Below are 16594 nucleotides of genomic sequence, written 5' to 3'. Positions count from 1 at the left end.
CGACAGCGAGGACGGAAAGGGGGGTGACCCCATGCCGAGCGACGCCCGAACTCTCGGAGTGCCAGGCGAACCGAAAACAATCCCGCCGATGGCAGATCCATTGCCCGGACCCCGTAGTAGGCGCCGTGTTTCACGTGAAACACTGACGACTATGCAGGACTTGGATACCACCGCGCTCAGCGATGACACCCCCATCGGTCGTGCCACCCAGGCTGCGATGGAGGCATTGGGCCGTGCCACCGAGACATCGCCACGACCTGCCCGTACCCGGGTCATGGTGGTCGCCAACCAGAAGGGCGGGGTGGGCAAGACCACCACCACGGTCAATCTGGCGGCCTCGCTGGCGATGCAGGGGGCCCGGGTCCTGGTCATCGACCTCGACCCGCAGGGCAATGCCTCGACGGCGCTGGGCATCGACCACCATGCCGAGGTCCCTTCCATCTACGACGTCCTGGTCGAGGGCAAGCCCCTGGCCGACGTCGTCCAACCCGTGGTGGATGTCGAGGGGCTGTTCTGCTGCCCGGCCACCATCGACCTGGCCGGCGCGGAGATCGAACTGGTCTCGCTGGTGGCCCGGGAGAGTCGGCTGCAGCGGGCGATCGAGGCCTACGAGCAGCCGCTCGACTACATTCTGATCGACTGTCCGCCGTCGCTGGGACTGCTGACCGTCAATGCGATGGTGGCCGGGCGCGAGGTCCTCATCCCCATCCAGTGCGAGTACTACGCGCTGGAGGGACTGGGGCAGCTGCTGCGGAATGTGGAGCTGGTGCGGGCTCACCTCAACCCGCACCTCCATGTCTCGACCATCCTGCTGACGATGTACGACGCCCGTACCAGGCTGGCCTCCCAGGTCGCCGAGGAGGTTCGGACCCACTTCGCCGAAGAGGTGCTGCGGACCAGCATCCCGCGTTCGGTCCGGGTCTCCGAGGCTCCCAGCTACGGGCAGACCGTGTTGACCTATGATCCAAGCTCCACCGGTGCGCTCTCCTATCTGGAGGCGGCCAAGGAGATCGCCCTGCGGGGTGCCGCGGCCGATGCGAAGGCCGCCGAGGCTGCGTTCGCGGGAGAGCCCGGGCACTCCGGGGTCTACCAGCAGCAGCCGCGTCGCATGGCGGAACACGACAGCGCACGGAACAGCACGATGGAGGGGAACCGGTGAGCGAGCGTCGCAGGGGTCTGGGCCGAGGTCTGGGAGCACTGATCCCGGCCGCGTCCGGCCCGGAGGCCAGGCCGGCCGGCCTGGCGGGTTCGGGCGCCCCGGCGACCGTCCCCGGGGCGGGGCTGGAGCGCGGAAGCGCGGTGACACGGTCGGCGGGTGCGGTCAGCACGCTGGAGCGGTCGCTGGAGACCGAGGCTGTTTCACGTGAAACAGCGGCCGCCGGCGGTTCCGGCTCCGAGCTGCGTCCGGTGGACGGGGCGTACTTCGCCGAGATTCCGCTGGACGGGATCAGTCCGAACCCGCGTCAGCCCCGCGATGTGTTCGACGAGGAGGAGCTCGACGAACTGGTCCACTCGATCAAGGAGGTGGGCCTGCTCCAGCCGGTGGTGGTGCGTGAGGTGGGCCCCGGTCGCTTTGAACTGATCATGGGTGAGCGGCGCTGGCGGGCCTCGCGGCGAGCCGGTCTTGAGGTCATCCCGGCCATCGTCCGGGCGACCGAGGACGAGAAGCTGCTGCTGGACGCGCTGCTGGAGAACCTGCACCGGTCCCAGCTGAACCCGCTGGAAGAGGCAGCGGCCTACGACCAGTTGCTGCGCGACTTCTCCTGCACCCACGAGGAACTCGCCGACCGGATCGGTCGCTCCCGGGGGCAGGTGTCCAACACCCTGCGGTTGCTGAAGCTGCCGCCGACCGTCCAGTCGAAGGTCGCGGCCAAGACGATCGACTACGGCCATGCCCGGGCGCTGCTGGGGCTGGACACTGCTGAGGAGCAGGAGGGACTGGCCAGGCGGGTCATTGCCGAGGGGCTGTCGGTGCGTACGGTCGAGGAGATCGTGCGGATGGCCAAGATGGAGCAGCCCAGGCCGAAGGCGCGTGGACCGCGCGCCGGGCGGTTGCCCTCGCCGGCACTGGCGAGTCTGGCGAGTCGGCTGTCGGACCGGTTCGACACCCGGGTGAAGGTCGACCTCGGTACTCATCGTGGCAAGATCGTGGTGGAGTTCGCCACCGTGGAGGACCTCGAACGGATCCTCAACTCCTTTGCCCCGGGTGAGGGACAGCGGCTGAAGCAGGGACTGAGCGGCGAGACGGCGGCCGACGAGGCGTAGTGCCTCCGGCGCCGAACCCGGGAAGGCCGTTGTGTTCCACGTTTCACGTGGAACACAACGGCCTTCTTCATGTCTCCGGCCGTGGCTACCATGGCGGCAGGAGCACAGTGGTCGGCTCTACCCGGGAGGGTTCATGGACGTGCGCGGCCGGGCGGCGGTACTCGTTGCGGTGGGGTTGGGGTTGGGCGGGGTCGGCGGCTTCGTCGGCGGGCTGTTGCAGGATCGCTCCCATGGGGGTGCTGGTCGGGTCTCTCCCCGCTTATCGTTGAGCGAGGACCGGTCTCTCCTGACCGCTGAGCCCAAAGGTGTAGTGCATGGGACGCAGGCTCGTACCGCTCACGCTGGACACCCTCGCTGATCTTCCGACCACCTGCAGATCCTGTGTCTTCTGGGAGCTGGACCAGGTCAGTGGGAAGGCGGCCGTGGCGGCCGGGCAGCCCGAGTTGGAGAAGGAGTCCTGGATCTCCTCGGTGCTGCTGGAGTGGGGTTCCTGCGGACGCGTCGCCTATGTCGACGACGTGCCGGTGGGATTCGTGCTCTATGCCCCGCCGGCCTATGTGCCGCGGTCACTGGCCTTTCCCACGAGCCCGATCTCGCCCGACGCCGTGCAGTTGATGACCGCCCGGGTGCTGCCCGGCTTCCAGGGACAGGGCATCGGGCGGACGTTGGTGCAGGCGGTTGCCAAGGATCTGATCCGGCGGGAGTTCAAGGCCCTGGAGGCGTTCGGCGACGCCCGCTGGAAGGAGCCCAGCTGTCTGCTGCCGGCCGAGCACCTGCAGGCGGTCGGCTTCAAGACGGTGCGACCGCACCACCGTTATCCGCGACTGCGGTTGGAGGTGCGGTCAGCCATCTCCTGGAAGGGGGAGGTCGAGGTCGCCTTGGAACGGTTGCTGGGCGCGGTCCAGAAGGAGCCCTCGCTGCGGCCGCTCTGAGGGTTGGGCTGCTGGGAAGGTCAGACCCACGCTGACGGTCCCAGCAGCAGGCTCAGGCCAGGACCGGAAGGTGCAGCACTCCTGTGGGTGCGTCGTCCTCGGGCGGCAGGTAGAGGCGCTGGACGGCGACCGCGACGGCCTCCACGGCCTGGACGCGGAAGTCCGGGGTGGTGATCCTGGCCGCGTCCTCGGGGCTGGTGAGGTAGCCGAGCTCCAGCCGTACGGCGGCCATCCGGGTGGATCGCAGCAGCGTCCAGGTGCGGGCGTGGCTGCGGTTGTCCCCCAGGCCGCAGCGGGCGACGAGTTCGCGCTGCACCAGCCCGGCGAACTGCTTGCCGGTGTGCGACCAGCGGCTCCGGCTCTCGTCGCCGTAGTAGTAGCTCGCGACACCGGCCGCAGTCGGATTGCGGTGGCCCTCCAGATGGAGGGAGATCAGCAGATCGGCCTCGGTGGCATTGGCGAAGGCGGCGCGCCGGCTCTCGTCGCCGCCGCTGTCCGGCTGCCGGGTGAGGTGGGTGCGGACGCCGAGGGTGTGGAGCCGCTGCTCCAGACTGCGGGCGATCTCCCAGACCACCTCGGCCTCGCTGATCCCGTCGACGCAGACCCCGGGGTCGTTGCCGCCGTGCCCGGGGTCGATGACGACGACCTTGCCGGCCAGCGCGGGACCGGAGCGGAGCAGCATCTCGGTCTCCCGCATGACATGGGGGGCGCCACCGACGACCGTGCGGGCGAGCCGCAGCAGGACCGTCAGGGTGACGGGGCCGAGCTCGCCGTCCGGATGGAGGCCCATATTGCGCTGGAACTCACTGAGCGCCTGGGCGGTCGCCGGGCCGAAGATGCCGTCGACCCGGCCCGGGGTGAACCCCATGTCCAGCAGTCGCTGCTGCAACTGGGCGACGTCGTCGCCGAACTGCATGTTGCTGGAGGTGTGGGCGAGGATGCGGTCACCCAGTTGCCACCGTGCCTCGTTGAGGTGGCGGTAGGTCTCCGGGCCGACGATGCCGTCCGAGGTCAGTCCGCGCTGCTGCTGGAAGTAGCGGACCGCCTCGTCCACCTCCAGGTCGAAGAGGGCGGACGCCGAGTGGAGTTGTCTGCGCTGCGCGACAGGACCCTCGTTGCTCAGCAGTCCGAGGAGAGCCAGCTTGAAACGGATCTCGGCGACGGCAGGACCGGTGTCGCCGAGCTTCCAGCGGTAGATGTGGGCCGGGTGGTGGGTCATGGTGCGAGGGTCCCCTCCTCTGCATGGGATCCGACGATCGTACGCGCCGTTTCACGTGAAACAAGGAAACGCCGGGGCGGCCACCACATGGTGGCCGCCCCGGCGTTGGCGCGTGGACCTAGCCCAGGAACTGGGCCAGGTCGCGCACCAGGGCACTCTTGGGCTTGGCACCGACGATCGTCTTCACGATCTCACCGTTCTGGTAGACGTGCATCGTCGGGATCGAGAGCACACCGTAGGTCGCCGGCGTGTTGGGGTTGTTGTCGATGTCGAGCTTGGCGATGGTGATCTTGTCGCCGTACTCGGCGGCGATCTCCTCCAGCGCCGGGGCGATCTGGCGGCACGGGCCGCACCAGGTGGCCCAGAAGTCGACCAGCACGGGCTTGTCGCTCTTGAGCACCTCGGCGTCAAAGGTCTCGTCGGTCACGGTGATGGTAGGGCCGGACACGGGTTCTCCTCAGGTGTACGTGGGCGGGGAAGGGGGTGAGGGGGAAAGTCAGACCGCTGCGACGGCTTCGACGTGGGCGAGCGCCGCGAGGTAGCGCTCCGCGTCCAGGGCGGCCGAGCAGCCCGTGCCGGCGGCGGTGATGGCCTGGCGGTAGGTGTGGTCGACGACGTCGCCCGCACCGAAGACGCCGGGGATGTTGGTGCGGGTGGAGGGGGCCTCTACCTGGAGGTAGCCCTCGTCGTCTAGGTCCAGCTGGCCCTTGAAGAGCTCGGTGCGCGGGTCGTGGCCGACGGCGATGAACAGCCCGGTGACCGGCAGTTCACGGGTCTCACCGGTCACGGTGTCACGCAACGTCAGACCGCTCAGCTTGGCCTCGCCGTGGATCTCGGCGACCTCGCTGTTCCAGGCGAAGCTGATCTTCGGGTCGGCGAAGGCGCGGTCCTGCATGGTCTTGCTGGCACGCAGGCTGTCGCGGCGGTGCACCACGGTGACCGACTTGGCGAAGCGGGAGAGGAAGGTCGCCTCCTCCATCGCCGTGTCGCCGCCGCCGACCACCACGATGTCCTGGTCGCGGAAGAAGAAGCCGTCACAGGTGGCGCACCAGGAGACCCCGCGCCCCGAGAGCTGGTCCTCGCGCGGCAGACCGAGCTTGCGGTGCTGCGACCCGGTGGTCACGATCACGGCCTTGGCCCGGTGGACGTTGCCCTCGGAGTCGGTGACGGTCTTGATGTCGCCGCTGAGGTCGACCGCGACGATGTCGTCGGGCACCAGCTCGGCGCCGAACCGCTCGGCCTGGCCGCGCATGTTGTCCATGAGCTCCGGGCCCATGATGCCGTCCTGGAAACCGGGGAAGTTCTCCACCTCGGTGGTGTTCATCAGGGCACCGCCGGCGGTCACCGCTCCCTCGAAGACCAGCGGGCTCAGCGAGGCACGGGCCGTGTAGAGCGCGGCCGTGTACCCGGCCGGGCCGGAGCCGATGATGATCACGTTACGGACGTCGCTCACTGCATCTCCTGAATCGCTTCGCAAGCCTGGGGCCGACGAGAGGGCTTGGCATCCCTGCGTGCCCTCTCAACGGTTCCCCAGTCTCCCGCATTCCCGGTGGATTATGGGAGCGGCACCGTGCGCTGGAGCAGGATGGCACTGCGGCCGCCGACCGGGGGCGTGCAATCGGCGGTCACCAGATAGGCCTCGACGGAGGTGGCGGCGCTGTTCCCCGGGTACACCAGGGCGAAGGCCGCGGTGCCCTGGTAGTTGCCGAACGCACTGGTGATCGGGGACTGACCCGGCCGGTCCACGGCGCGGAGCACGCACGCGGGGGGTGTCGTGTTCGAAGGTTCCGCGGCCGCAGCCCCGGACTCCTGCCCCTGGGTCATCGCTCGGGGAGCGACGGAGCCCTTGTCGGAGGCGACCAGGGACTGGATCTGCGCGGTGAAGCCGACGGCGGTGAAGACGTACGCGGTACCCGTGGCACCCTCCGCGTTCGAGACCACGGACCGTTCGGCCGAGGTCGAGGTGTTCGGACCCGGCCCGCCCAGCGAGAAGCCGAGGGTGACCACGCACCCGATGACGGCGGCGCCGCCGACCCCGAGGGCGGCCCTCCGCAGCCATCTGGAGCTCCGCCGCCGCTTGTTCGGACGGCCCGGGGCCGGGGGGGCCTTGGGGCCGCCAGGGGTCGTGTGGGCCGCCCCCTGGGGACGGCCGGTCGTACGGCCGGTCGTCCGGCCGGGGCCGGAGCGGATCGGATGCTCGGTGAGCGACGCGGTCGGCCCCTGCTCCGCCCGCATCCCGGCCTCCTCGGCCAGGGCCGTGTCGATACGCAGGGCGACGTCGGCGGGCAGCGGCGGGAACTCGGACTCGGCGAGCAGCTCGCGCAGTTCGTCGAGGGCGTCCAGGGTCTCCCGGCAGTCGGGGCACTCGTCGATATGGGCCCGGACCGCGGAGGCGGAGTCGTCCGGGAGCAGTTCCTCCTGGTACTCGGAGATGACCTCGACGTCGGGATGGCCGGAGGAGTCCGTTGGGAAGAGTGTCATGTCGTTGGTTCACCTCCTGGACGGGCATCCGTGGCGGACTGCCGGGCGGTCATGAGTGGGACGGAGCCGCCCTGCTTGTGGTTCCCCGGTTGGGGTGGAGCCGTTCCGTGCTGCTCGCTCTCGGATGTTTCACGTGAATCGGGGATGGTGGTGCTTTCCCGGACGGGCTTGCCGGTTTCACGTGAAACACCTGCGTCCGGTGCGACCCGGGTGCTCGGGCCGGAACGCAGGTGCGCTATCCGGGGGAGCAACCGGGCGCGGCCGCGGGCGCAACGGCTCTTGACGGTGCCGACGGGGACATCGAGGATCACGGCGGCTTCGGCGACCGGGTATCCGTGCATGTCGACCAGGACCAGCGCCGCGCGCTGCTCGGCGGGGAGCGAGGCGAGTGCGAGTTCCAGTTCGCGCTGCAGTTCGTGCCGCTCCAGGGAGACGTCCGCCCCCTCGTCCTGGCCCAGGGCCAGCTCCAGTCCGGGCTGGTCGTCCAGTGGACGGGTGCGGTGGCTCGCTGCGCGCCGGGCGCGGTCGAGGCAGGCGTTGACGACGATCCGGTGCAGCCAGGTGGTGACCGCCGAACGGCCCTGGAAGGTGTGGGCGGCCCTGAAGGCGGAGATCAGGGCGTCCTGGAGGGCGTCGGCAGCCTCTTCGCGGTCCCCGAGGGTGCGCAGTGCCACCGCCCAGAGCCGGTCCCGGTGACGGTGCACCAGCATGCCGAAGGCAGCGCTGTCGCCGGCCACATGGCGGGCCAGCAGCTCGCTGTCGCTGTCGGCGGACCCGGCTGCTGCCGCGGTTCCGCCGTCCTTCGCCTCCTGCACCGTTCCCCTCCCCTGTGAGCCGGCCGTCAGCTGAAGACCTGGATCTCGGAGATGCCGCCGTAGTAGCCGTGCTGCGATGTCAGGTCCGGGTCCACGGCCAGACTGGTGATGTGCACCAGGACGAACCGGGTGCGGATGGGATGGGCCAGCGGAACCGTGTCGACCGTGGTGCCCGTGGCCACGGCCAGGTTGCTGAGGCGGTAGAGGTAGCCGCTGTAGTCGGTCGGGGCGGTGGTGTCGTCGGTGCCGGCGGCAGCGACCACCTCCAGCGTCTGTCCGCCGAAGGGCAGCGTGATCTTGACGCTGCCGACGGTCTGCACGCTGCCGAGGTCGACGACGATACCGCTGCCTTCCGAGCGCGTCGAGAAGTTGCCGAAGTTGGGGTAGTTGAAGAAGGGCGTGATCATCCAGCTGGTGCCGGGGTTGCCGTCCACGGCGAGCCCGGCGGTTGCTCCCGCTATCGTCTGCTCGTCCCGGGGAGAGAACTCCGTGGCTCCGGCGATGTGCAGCAGGGTGGGGCTCGGCTGGGGTGCGGTCGTCGGCTGGATTCCGGCGGAGATCTGGGTCTTGGACTGGCCGGCGGCGGTGTCGTGCTTGTCCAGCAGCGCCTCCGCACTGGCCCAGCTGCCCAGACCCACTGCCGCGAGCAGAACCAGTGAGAAGGACCATTTCAGGACGCGGTTGCCACGACGGGGGGCCGGTGCCGGCGGTCCCGCCGGGGGGCGGTTGGGGCCGGGTACCGGCCTGGTCGCGGTGGTGGGAACGGCAGCGGGAGCCGGGACGGTCGGCGACGTTCTCGGACGCGGGTACTCGGGGATGGTCAGCGGCTCCGGCTCGGGCTGCCTGACCTTGGGCATCAGGCTGATGGCCTTGGCCAGTGCCTCCGGTGAGGTCAGCCGTTCCAGGTGCCGGCCCGGTTCCGGGCAGAGCGCCTGTGCGCAGAGGTCGGAGAGCCCCCGGTGCACACCGGCCCTGACCTGTTCCGGTGCGACCAGCCCCATGGAGCGCGGCATCCCCTGGAGGCCGAAGCGGTCCTCGGCGTGCGGCCAGCGGTGCGTCAGTGCGGCGAAGAGCAGTTCGCCGACGGCCTGGGTGTCCCGGAGTTCGGCGTCGGCCCGGTCCTCGGCCACCAGCCCGTGCAGGGCGGCGTCCATCGCGATGCCGTTGATGCGGTACTGGCCGGTGTCGCTGCGGAGCACGCAGGTGGGGGTGAGCCGCAGGTGCGACAGTCCGCGCCGGTGGGCCGAGGCCAGGGCATCGGTGACCTGACGCACCATCTGGTAGGCCTCGTAGGTCTCCAACGGGCCTTCGGCGAGCAGGGTTTCCAGGTCGACGGCGTCGGGGAGCCACTCGCGGATGATGTAGACCAGCTCGCCGTCCTCGACCGCGTCCAGGACCTGGACGAAGCGGGGGTCGCCGAGCAGTGCGGCCTGCCGGGCCGCGGCGACGGCGTCCTTGGCGCGCTGGTGGCCGGAGGCGAGCAGGTGGACGCCGACGGCGCGGCGCAGCTTCTCGTCCATGGCCCGCCAGCTGCTGAAGATGCCGGCCTGGGCGATGCACTCCTCCAGCCGGTAGCGGTCGGCGATCCGGTCCCCGCTGTGGCGTACCGGCGCCGACCGGAGCAGCGGCAGCTCGGGTTCTGCCTGCGCTGCCGTCGGCTTCGGGTCCTTCGGCTCGGGCGCTTCGGAAGCCGGCTCATCCGCTTCGGGCGCCGACTCTTCGGAGGCCGGGGCCTCGGGTTCGGACTCCTGTTCGGACTCCTGCTCGGGTGTCTCTACGGGCTCGGGTTCGGAGGGGGAACCGGTCTCGGATGCGGTCTCTGACGCCAGCTCAGCGTCCGTGGCATCGTCGGTGTCGCCGCTGTCAGCGGAAACGGCGTCGTCGATGCTCTCCGTGCTGGTCTCGACGGGAGCCTCGCTTCGATCCGCCACCTTCGTCCTTCCTCCCCTTGGAACGTTCCCCGCTGAGGGGACGTACGGTCAATTGTGCCAACCCCGGACACTGCCCACGACCCACGATCCCCTTCTCCGTCCGCAGCCGCGAGGCGGAATCCGGCTATGGACCGTCGGTCGGCGGATCGTCAGCGCCCGATCTTGCGGCGGACCATGCCGATCAGCGCGTCCATCTCCTCGATGTGCATCCTTCGGGCGATGACCACGAAGAGCCCGAGCTGCAGCACCAGGCCGACGACCAGAGCCAGCACCTCACCGAAGAAGCTGCCCCCGACCGTCTGAATCAGTCCGTAGGAGGAGGCGAAACCGATGATCGCCGGAAGGATGCTGGCGCCGATGAGCCGGTTGTAGGTGCGCTTGATGTTGGGGCCGTCCAGATCGCCGATCCGGCGCTTGAGCCGGGGCAGGGCGACGATCAGGCCCACCAGGTAGGAGGCGCCGTAGGCGAAGGCCATCCCGGTGACGGCCCAGTCGGCAGGAAGGACGAGGTAGCAGATCCCGGACAGCAGCGCGTTGCTGGCGGCGACCCAGACCGTGTTGTAGAAGGGGGTGCGGGTGTCCTCGTAGGCGTAGAAGCCGCGCAGCAGCACGTACTGTGCCGAGTAGGGGATCAGCCCGAGGGCGAACGCGGAGAGCATCCAGCCGACCGAGAGGCCGCCCTGCGAGGAGCTGCCGAAGCCGTAGAGGACCGAGCCGATGGCCGGGCCGAGGGCCAGGAACAGGAAGGCCGCGGGCACGATGGCGACTGCCGAGGTGCGCAGCCCGTAGGAGAGGTCGTCGCGAACGGCCGTGGCATCGCCGTCGGCGGCGGAACGCGAGATCCGCGGCAGGACCGCGCTCATCACCGAGACGGTGATCACGGCCTGGGGCAGCTGCCAGATCAGCAGGGCGTTGGAGTAGGCCGAGAGTCCCGCGCCGTTGCGTCCCGAGGCGTTCCCGGCCGCCGTGGCCAGCTGGGTGACGACCAGGTACCCGGCCTGGTTGGCCAGCACGAAGAGGAAGGTCCAACGGGCGAGCTTGGCGGCGTGGCCGAGTCCGTGGCCGCGCCAGTCGAAGCGCGGCCGGAACCGGAAGCCGGCCGCCCGCATGTACGGGATCATCGACAGCGCCTGCACGGTGAGCCCGAGCAGGGTGCCGATGCCCAGCAGCCGGATGCCCTCGGGGGAGATCGTCTCCGGCGAGACCCCGGTGCGGGTGAAGGGGCCGTACACCCAGGCGTACATGCCGAAGGTGAAGATGACCACGACGTTGTTGAGGACCGGGGTCCACATCATCGCCCCGAACCGGCCGCGGGCGTTGAGGATCTGACCCATCACCACATGGACGCCCATGAAGAAGATGGTGGGTAGGCAGTACCGGGCCAGTGAGACCGTGGTCTCCGCGCTCGCCGGGTTCCGCATGATGGAGTCGGAGACCAGACGGACCAGCAGCGGGGCCGCGAGCACGGTGGCGAAGACCACCCCGCCGAGGCCGACGATCACCAGGGTGAGCAGCCGGCTGGCGTAGGCCTCGCCGCCGTCCTCGTCGCTCTTCATGCTGCGCACGAGCTGGGGGACGAAGACGGCGTTGAGCGCGCCGCCGCCGACCAGGATGTACAGCAGGGTCGGCAGGGTGTTGGCGACGTTGTAGGAGTCGCCCATGGTTCCGACACCGATGGCGTAGGTGATCACCATGGTGCGGACGAAGCCGGTTCCACGTGAAACCAGGGTGCCCGCCGCCATGATCGCGCTGGAGTTCAGCAGGCTGCTTCCCTTGCCGCCGCTCTTCTCCGTGCTGACCGTCGCCGAGCCGTCCTGTTCGTCCTCGCCGCTGCCCGGCCGGTGCCGGAGCGGGATGGTGAACAGCGGCATGGTGCCGGTGGTCTCCATGGTCGCGTCGCCGCCGACCTCCCCGTAGGGACCGGGCGCGTAGACCTCGGCGTAGGACGGGTTCTGCCCGCCGCCGTCGCGGAAGAGGAACCCGTACGGGTCGGCGTCCGAGCCGGCGGGCTGCTGCTCGTTCTGGCGCCCCGCACGACTGACGAGTTCGTCGACGCCGACGTAGGGCTGCTGCTGCGGGTAGCCGCCCGGCTGCCGCGGGTCCTGCGGGTACTGGCTCTGGTCGTACGGCTGTTGGGCCTGCGGCGGCTGCGGGATCTGCTGCGGCTGGCCCTGCTGCGGCTGGCCCTGCGGGTACGGGGCCTGCGGGTACTGGTCGGCCGGATACGGCTGCTGCTGGTAGGGCTGCTGCTGGTACCCGCCCTGTCCGTAGCTGCGCGGGTCGTAGCCGACCTGCTCGGGCTGCGGCTGCTGGTACTGCGCCTGGCCGTACTGCTGCTGCTCCTGCGGCGGCTGGTTGTACTGGGACTGGTCGATCGGCGGCGGGCCGTACTCGCCCGGGGGGTACTGGCCGGGCCCGTACGCCTCCTGGTCGTACGGCTGCTGGCCGTAGAGCTCGGGTGCGTAGGGATCCTGCGCGTAGGGGTCGCGCGCGTAGGTCTCGTCCACGTACGGGTCCATGCCGCCTTCCGTTCCGGAGCGGACGGGGGGCATGCCTTCCTCCGGGGCGCGTCCACCACGCCCCCGTTGAGTTCTGCCGTCTCGCGGCCCGCCCATGCCACCTTCTCCGGATCTTCGGATGGGGCGGTCGGTCCTACCCGGCCGCCTCGTCTGTCTACCTTCTCATCCGGCACAGCCTATGACTGGCTTTGGAGTCCATTTTCCTGATCATGACGTCCCGGCTGCTTCGGGTCGGGCTCCCGGGCCGCCGGTGCACCGTCCTCATCAGGGGTGTCCGCCGGGGGTTCGGCGGCCGCCCCGGCCTCCTGGCCGGAGGGGTCCGACTCCGGATCCGGGTCGGGCAGCTCCGCGGCCGCGGCGTCCTGCTTGCGCTTCCAGTACAGCCGCAGACCGGCCAGCACCAGCAGCAGGAAGCCGCCGGCGATGACGGCGATCACCCCGTCGGAGACCTGGGTGACATTCACGACGAAGGAGATCGGCTCACTGTCCAGGTACGGCTCCGGCACCCCGTCGACCACGGTCCAGAGCCTCGCGGTCAGCGTGACCGGGCCGTTGACCTCGGCCTTCACCTGGAACTTGAACGAGGGCTTGGTGTTCCCCGAGGCCGACACCGGCTTGCTGCCGGTGCCCTCGACCTTCAGCGAGTACGGACGCGCCGAGGTCAGCACCACCTCCAGGTTGTCGATCGCCTGCGGCAGGTTGTTCTCGACCGTGATCGGTACCGTCGCGGTGTTGCTGCCCGGCAGCGCCAGCCCGGTCGGCTGGAGGATGCGTACCGAGGTGAGCAGGCTCGAAAGGTAGGACTCGGTGTTGTACTGGTAGGTGCTTCCGGCCGTCACCTGGTCGCGCCACTGGGTCGAGATCGAACGCAGTATGGCCGCGTCGAAGGGGCCCTGGTAGGGGTTGGGGGGCGCGAGGATCTTCGTCAGCTCGTCGAGGTCGCTCTGGACGCCCATGACGTCCGGCAGCGTCGGCAGCTCGGTGGTGCGCAGGCTGGACGGGTACGGGGCCGGGGAGGTCCCCGCTCCCGGCGTCGGCGTCGCCGCCGCCACGGTGCCGAAGGACGCTGTCTTGATCCACCTGCCGCTCTGGGCCGCCACCAGCGCGTGCATCAGGGTGTCGGCCGTGCTCGGCGCCATGTCGCGCGGCGGCTCGATCAGGATGCTGCGCTGCTGGTTCGGCAGCTCTTCGGTGATCTCCAGGGTCTCGGCCAGAAAGCGCTGCTCGGCCATGGTCTGCGCGCTCTGGGTGGACAGGTTCCCGGAGAAGATGTCGGAGATGGCCGAGTCCGCCACCACCGCGGTGCTGCCGTCGCCGAGCGAACGGGCCGCGTTCGGCGTGGACTTCGTCAGATCGGGGGACGGCAGGCTGTCGCTGTTCGCCACGATCATGGTGTCGTGCAGCTTCCGGGTCAGCGACACCACCGACGAGTCCAGGTAGCCCTGGTAGGGCCAGGCCACCGAGTGGTCGGCGGAGGTCTGCAGCAGGTCCAGGCTGCTCTGGCTGGAGGCAGCCGTCAGCAGGCTGCTCAGCGGGGCGATGTCGCTGCGGTTGTGGGCGAGCGAGGCCAGGTCCGGGTCGGCGTAGGGCAGCGCCAGCACCTGGTCGGGTCCCAGCCCGGTGAGGGCGCCCTGCAGCCCCTGCAGCCAGGTCGACGCCGCCTGTGAGCCGCTGCCGGCCGTGGTGCAGCCGCAGCTGGGACTGGTGGGTCCGGTGAAGCCGGCCGGGCCGCTCACCACCTGGTAGTGGCCGCGCATCGCGTTCACCGTGTCGACCAGGTCCGGGTCGATCACCCAGCTGAGCTTCACCGAGGGGTTCTCGGCGCCGATGCTCTCCAACTGCCCGAGGCGTCCGTCGGCGCCGAGGTCGGAGGCCAGGGTGTCGCTGCTGAGCACCGCCTGGTCGGCCTGGCTCGCGTTGCTGAACCGCTGCGGCTGGACGCTCGGCTGCTCCACCAGCGGCCAGAGCGTCGCGACCTGGGTGGGCTTGGCGCTGGTCGAGGTGAAGTACGGCAGGTAGGTCCGGCTGATGCCCAGCGGTTGGGGGGTGGAGTCGCCGCCGATGCTCCCGCTCGCGTCGACGTCCAGCTCGTAGACGCCGTCCGAGCTCAGGTTCAGGCTGCTGATCCGGATCACCAGGGTGAACGGCCCGCTGGTGGTCGCTCCGGGCGCGAGGGTCCCGAGCTGGACCGGGGCGGGTGAGGTCAGCTCGTTGGCATCGGTGTTCGGCTGGGGGGTGGTCTCCTGCGCCACCCCGGTGATCGACGAGCGGCCCTCCAGCGGGGAGCTGCCCACGGCGACGCCGACCTGCAAGGAGGAGATCGGGGTGCTCCCGCTGTTCCTGACGGTGCCGGTGATGGTCACCGTGCCGTTCGGCGCCGGGACCGACGGGGTGATGGAGGTCAGCGAGACCACCGCCGGATACGTCGAGTTGGTGGCGGACGCCTGCTCCACCGTCCCGGAGCCGGCCTTGGCCGGGGCGGGGGTGACCGTCGCCGGTGCGATGCTCAGCCCGGCGGCCTCGGCCGCCGGGGCCAGACCGGTACCACCCATCAGGGTGACGGAGGACGCCAGCAGCACCACGGCGGCACGGCGCAGGCGCCCGACGGTACGGAAGGCCCTGCGGCGGCCGTCCCGCCCGTTGCCGCGACTTCTGTACTGTGCCGCCTCGCCCACGAGCCCTCGCCGTTCGTTCGTCACCTGCGCCGCTTCCGACCGCACTTCGCTGTGCTCTACTCCGGCGCTCTGCCCCCCGCACGTGCGCTCTGGCATGGTAACGATGTTGGCTGGGAGCGGATGCAGCCGGGCGCGCCCGGATGGACGCAAGGGCGACCCCCCGTCCGCGCGTGTCGCCGGTCACACCGCCAGACGCTATCGGGGCGCGGGGGGTGCTCCGCGCCACGTAGGCTTGTCTGTCGTGCCGAACGCCAATGATCCCAGCTCCGCCCGCCCCGACGACGGGCGCCCCCGCAGCGGTTCCGTCGACGAATCCCTGAGTGCCGCCCAGGCGACCGCCGTCAGCGAGATTCTGGATTCCTATCCGGTCGCGGGCGAACTCGGACAGCGCTTCCAGGCCGCCGGGTTCCGGCTCGCCCTGGTCGGCGGCTCCGTGCGGGACGCGCTGCTGGGCCGACTCGGCAACGACCTCGACTTCACCACGGACGCCCGGCCCGAGCAGATCCTCGGGCTGCTGAAGCCCTGGGCCGACGCCATCTGGGACGTCGGCATCGCCTTCGGCACCGTCGGGGCGCGGAAGAAGGCCCGACCGGTGGCCGGTGGCGAGATCCGCGACTTCCAGATCGAGATCACCACCTACCGCTCCGAGGCCTACGACCGCGACTCGCGCAAGCCCGAGGTCTCCTACGGCGACTCCATCGAGGAGGACCTGGTTCGCCGCGACTTCACCGTCAACGCGATGGCCGTGGCCCTGCCCGAGGTCGTCTTCATCGACCCCCACCACGGCCTGGCCGACCTGGCCGCGAAGGTGCTGCGCACCCCGGGCACCCCCGAGGCGTCCTTCTCCGACGACCCGCTGCGGATGATGCGGGCCGCCCGCTTCTCCGCCCAGTTGGACTTCACGGTGGCGCCCGAGGTGGTCACCGCGATGACGGAGATGGCCGAGCGCATCGACATCGTGTCCGCCGAGCGGGTCCAGGCCGAGCTCAACAAGCTGCTGCTGTCGGACCACCCGCGCCAGGGCCTGCTGCTGCTCGTCGAGACCGGGATCGCCGCCCGGGTACTGCCCGAGCTGCCGGCCCTGCGGCTGGAGCGCGACGAGCACCACCGGCACAAGGACGTCTACGAGCACTCGCTGACCGTCCTGGAACAGGCCGTCGACCTGGAGGAGGACGGCCCCGACCTGGTGCTGCGGCTCGCGGCGCTGCTCCACGACATCGGCAAGCCCCGCACCCGGCGCTTCGAGGACGGCGGCGGGGTCTCCTTCCACCACCACGAACTGGTGGGGGCGAAGCTGGCCAAGAAGCGGCTGCGGGAGCTGAAGTACTCCAACGACATCATCGCCGACGTGTCGCGGCTGGTGGAGCTGCATCTGCGGTTCCACGGCTACGGCACCGGCGAGTGGACCGACTCGGCGGTGCGCCGCTATGTCCGCGACGCCGGTCCGCTGCTGTCCCGGCTGCACAAGCTGACCCGCTCGGACTGCACCACCCGGAACAAGAAGAAGGCCGCAGCCCTCTCGCGCGCCTACGACGGCCTGGAGGAGCGGATCGCGCAGCTCCAGGAGCAGGAGGAGCTGGACTCGATCCGTCCGGACCTGGACGGCGAGGAGATCATGGCGATCCTCGGGCTGAAGCCGAGCCGCGAGGTCGGCGAGGCCTACCGGTTCCTGCTGGAGCTGCGGTTGGAGAACGGCCCGATGGACCGGGAGCGGGCGACGGCCGCGCTGCTGGAGTGGTGGGCTGCGCGGGGGTAGG

At 70.2% G+C, this 16594-nt stretch carries 12 protein-coding genes; 4 read left to right on the top strand and 8 right to left on the bottom strand.

Annotated features, from left to right (window positions below):
- The first annotated feature begins 31 nt into the window (after positions 1-31).
- The 3 genes from BS75_RS21015 to BS75_RS21005 all read left to right on the top strand — a co-directional run bounded on the left by BS75_RS21015 (position 32) and on the right by BS75_RS21005 (position 3197).
- Complete coding sequence (locus BS75_RS21015) at positions 32-1159, top strand: ParA family protein (protein WP_081982485.1); 1128 nt, start codon at positions 32-34, stop codon at positions 1157-1159.
- Positions 1156-2265 (top strand): ParB/RepB/Spo0J family partition protein, encoded by a 1110-nt coding sequence (locus BS75_RS21010; RefSeq protein WP_034089361.1) that lies wholly within the window; start codon positions 1156-1158, stop codon positions 2263-2265. Before BS75_RS21015 ends, BS75_RS21010 begins: the two co-directional genes overlap by 4 nt.
- 314 nt (positions 2266-2579) lie before the next feature.
- Positions 2580-3197: a GNAT family N-acetyltransferase gene (locus BS75_RS21005; protein WP_034089360.1), complete on the top strand. Its 618-nt coding sequence runs from the start codon at positions 2580-2582 to the stop codon at positions 3195-3197.
- Positions 3198-3249: 52 nt separating this feature from the next.
- Here the strand turns inward: BS75_RS21005 and BS75_RS21000 are convergent, their stop codons facing one another.
- From BS75_RS21000 to BS75_RS20965, 8 genes are all read right to left on the bottom strand, one after another.
- On the bottom strand, positions 3250-4416 hold the full coding sequence (locus BS75_RS21000; protein WP_042439802.1) for an N-acetylmuramoyl-L-alanine amidase: 1167 nt from the start codon (positions 4414-4416) through the stop codon (positions 3250-3252).
- A gap of 118 nt (positions 4417-4534) precedes the next feature.
- On the bottom strand, positions 4535-4864 hold the full coding sequence (trxA, locus tag BS75_RS20995; RefSeq protein WP_034089359.1) for a thioredoxin: 330 nt from the start codon (positions 4862-4864) through the stop codon (positions 4535-4537).
- A 48-nt stretch (positions 4865-4912) separates the two neighbouring features.
- Positions 4913-5869 (bottom strand): thioredoxin-disulfide reductase, encoded by a 957-nt coding sequence (gene trxB, locus BS75_RS20990; protein ID WP_034089358.1) that lies wholly within the window; start codon positions 5867-5869, stop codon positions 4913-4915.
- Between the two features lie 101 nt (positions 5870-5970).
- A complete protein-coding gene (locus BS75_RS20985) occupies positions 5971-6897 on the bottom strand; it encodes an anti-sigma factor family protein (RefSeq protein WP_034089357.1) in 927 nt (308 codons plus the stop codon).
- Positions 6894-7712 carry an RNA polymerase sigma factor SigM gene (gene sigM, locus BS75_RS50440; RefSeq protein ID WP_231607845.1) on the bottom strand — a complete coding sequence of 273 codons (819 nt, stop codon included), beginning with the start codon at positions 7710-7712 and terminating at the stop codon, positions 6894-6896. The genes BS75_RS20985 and sigM overlap by 4 nt, the downstream gene beginning before the upstream one ends.
- Before the next feature lie 26 nt (positions 7713-7738).
- Positions 7739-9643 (bottom strand): protein kinase family protein, encoded by a 1905-nt coding sequence (locus BS75_RS50435; RefSeq protein WP_034089356.1) that lies wholly within the window; start codon positions 9641-9643, stop codon positions 7739-7741.
- A gap of 149 nt (positions 9644-9792) precedes the next feature.
- Complete coding sequence (murJ, locus tag BS75_RS20970) at positions 9793-12162, bottom strand: murein biosynthesis integral membrane protein MurJ (RefSeq protein WP_081982484.1); 2370 nt, start codon at positions 12160-12162, stop codon at positions 9793-9795.
- A gap of 176 nt (positions 12163-12338) precedes the next feature.
- Positions 12339-14837, bottom strand: a complete 2499-nt coding sequence (locus BS75_RS20965; RefSeq protein WP_034089355.1) for a DUF6049 family protein — start codon at positions 14835-14837, stop codon at positions 12339-12341.
- Between the two features lie 241 nt (positions 14838-15078).
- Here BS75_RS20965 and BS75_RS20960 point away from each other — a divergent pair, with 241 nt between their 5' ends.
- Complete coding sequence (locus BS75_RS20960; protein WP_081982483.1) at positions 15079-16593, top strand: CCA tRNA nucleotidyltransferase; 1515 nt, start codon at positions 15079-15081, stop codon at positions 16591-16593.
- Position 16594 lies beyond the last annotated feature (1 nt).

The sequence above is a fragment of the Streptacidiphilus albus JL83 genome, from assembly GCF_000744705.1.
GTDB classification, from domain to species: Bacteria; Actinomycetota; Actinomycetes; order Streptomycetales; family Streptomycetaceae; genus Streptacidiphilus; species Streptacidiphilus albus.
The sequence above is the reverse complement of the archived record's forward strand: the minus strand, read 5'-3'. Positions and strand labels throughout refer to the sequence as shown.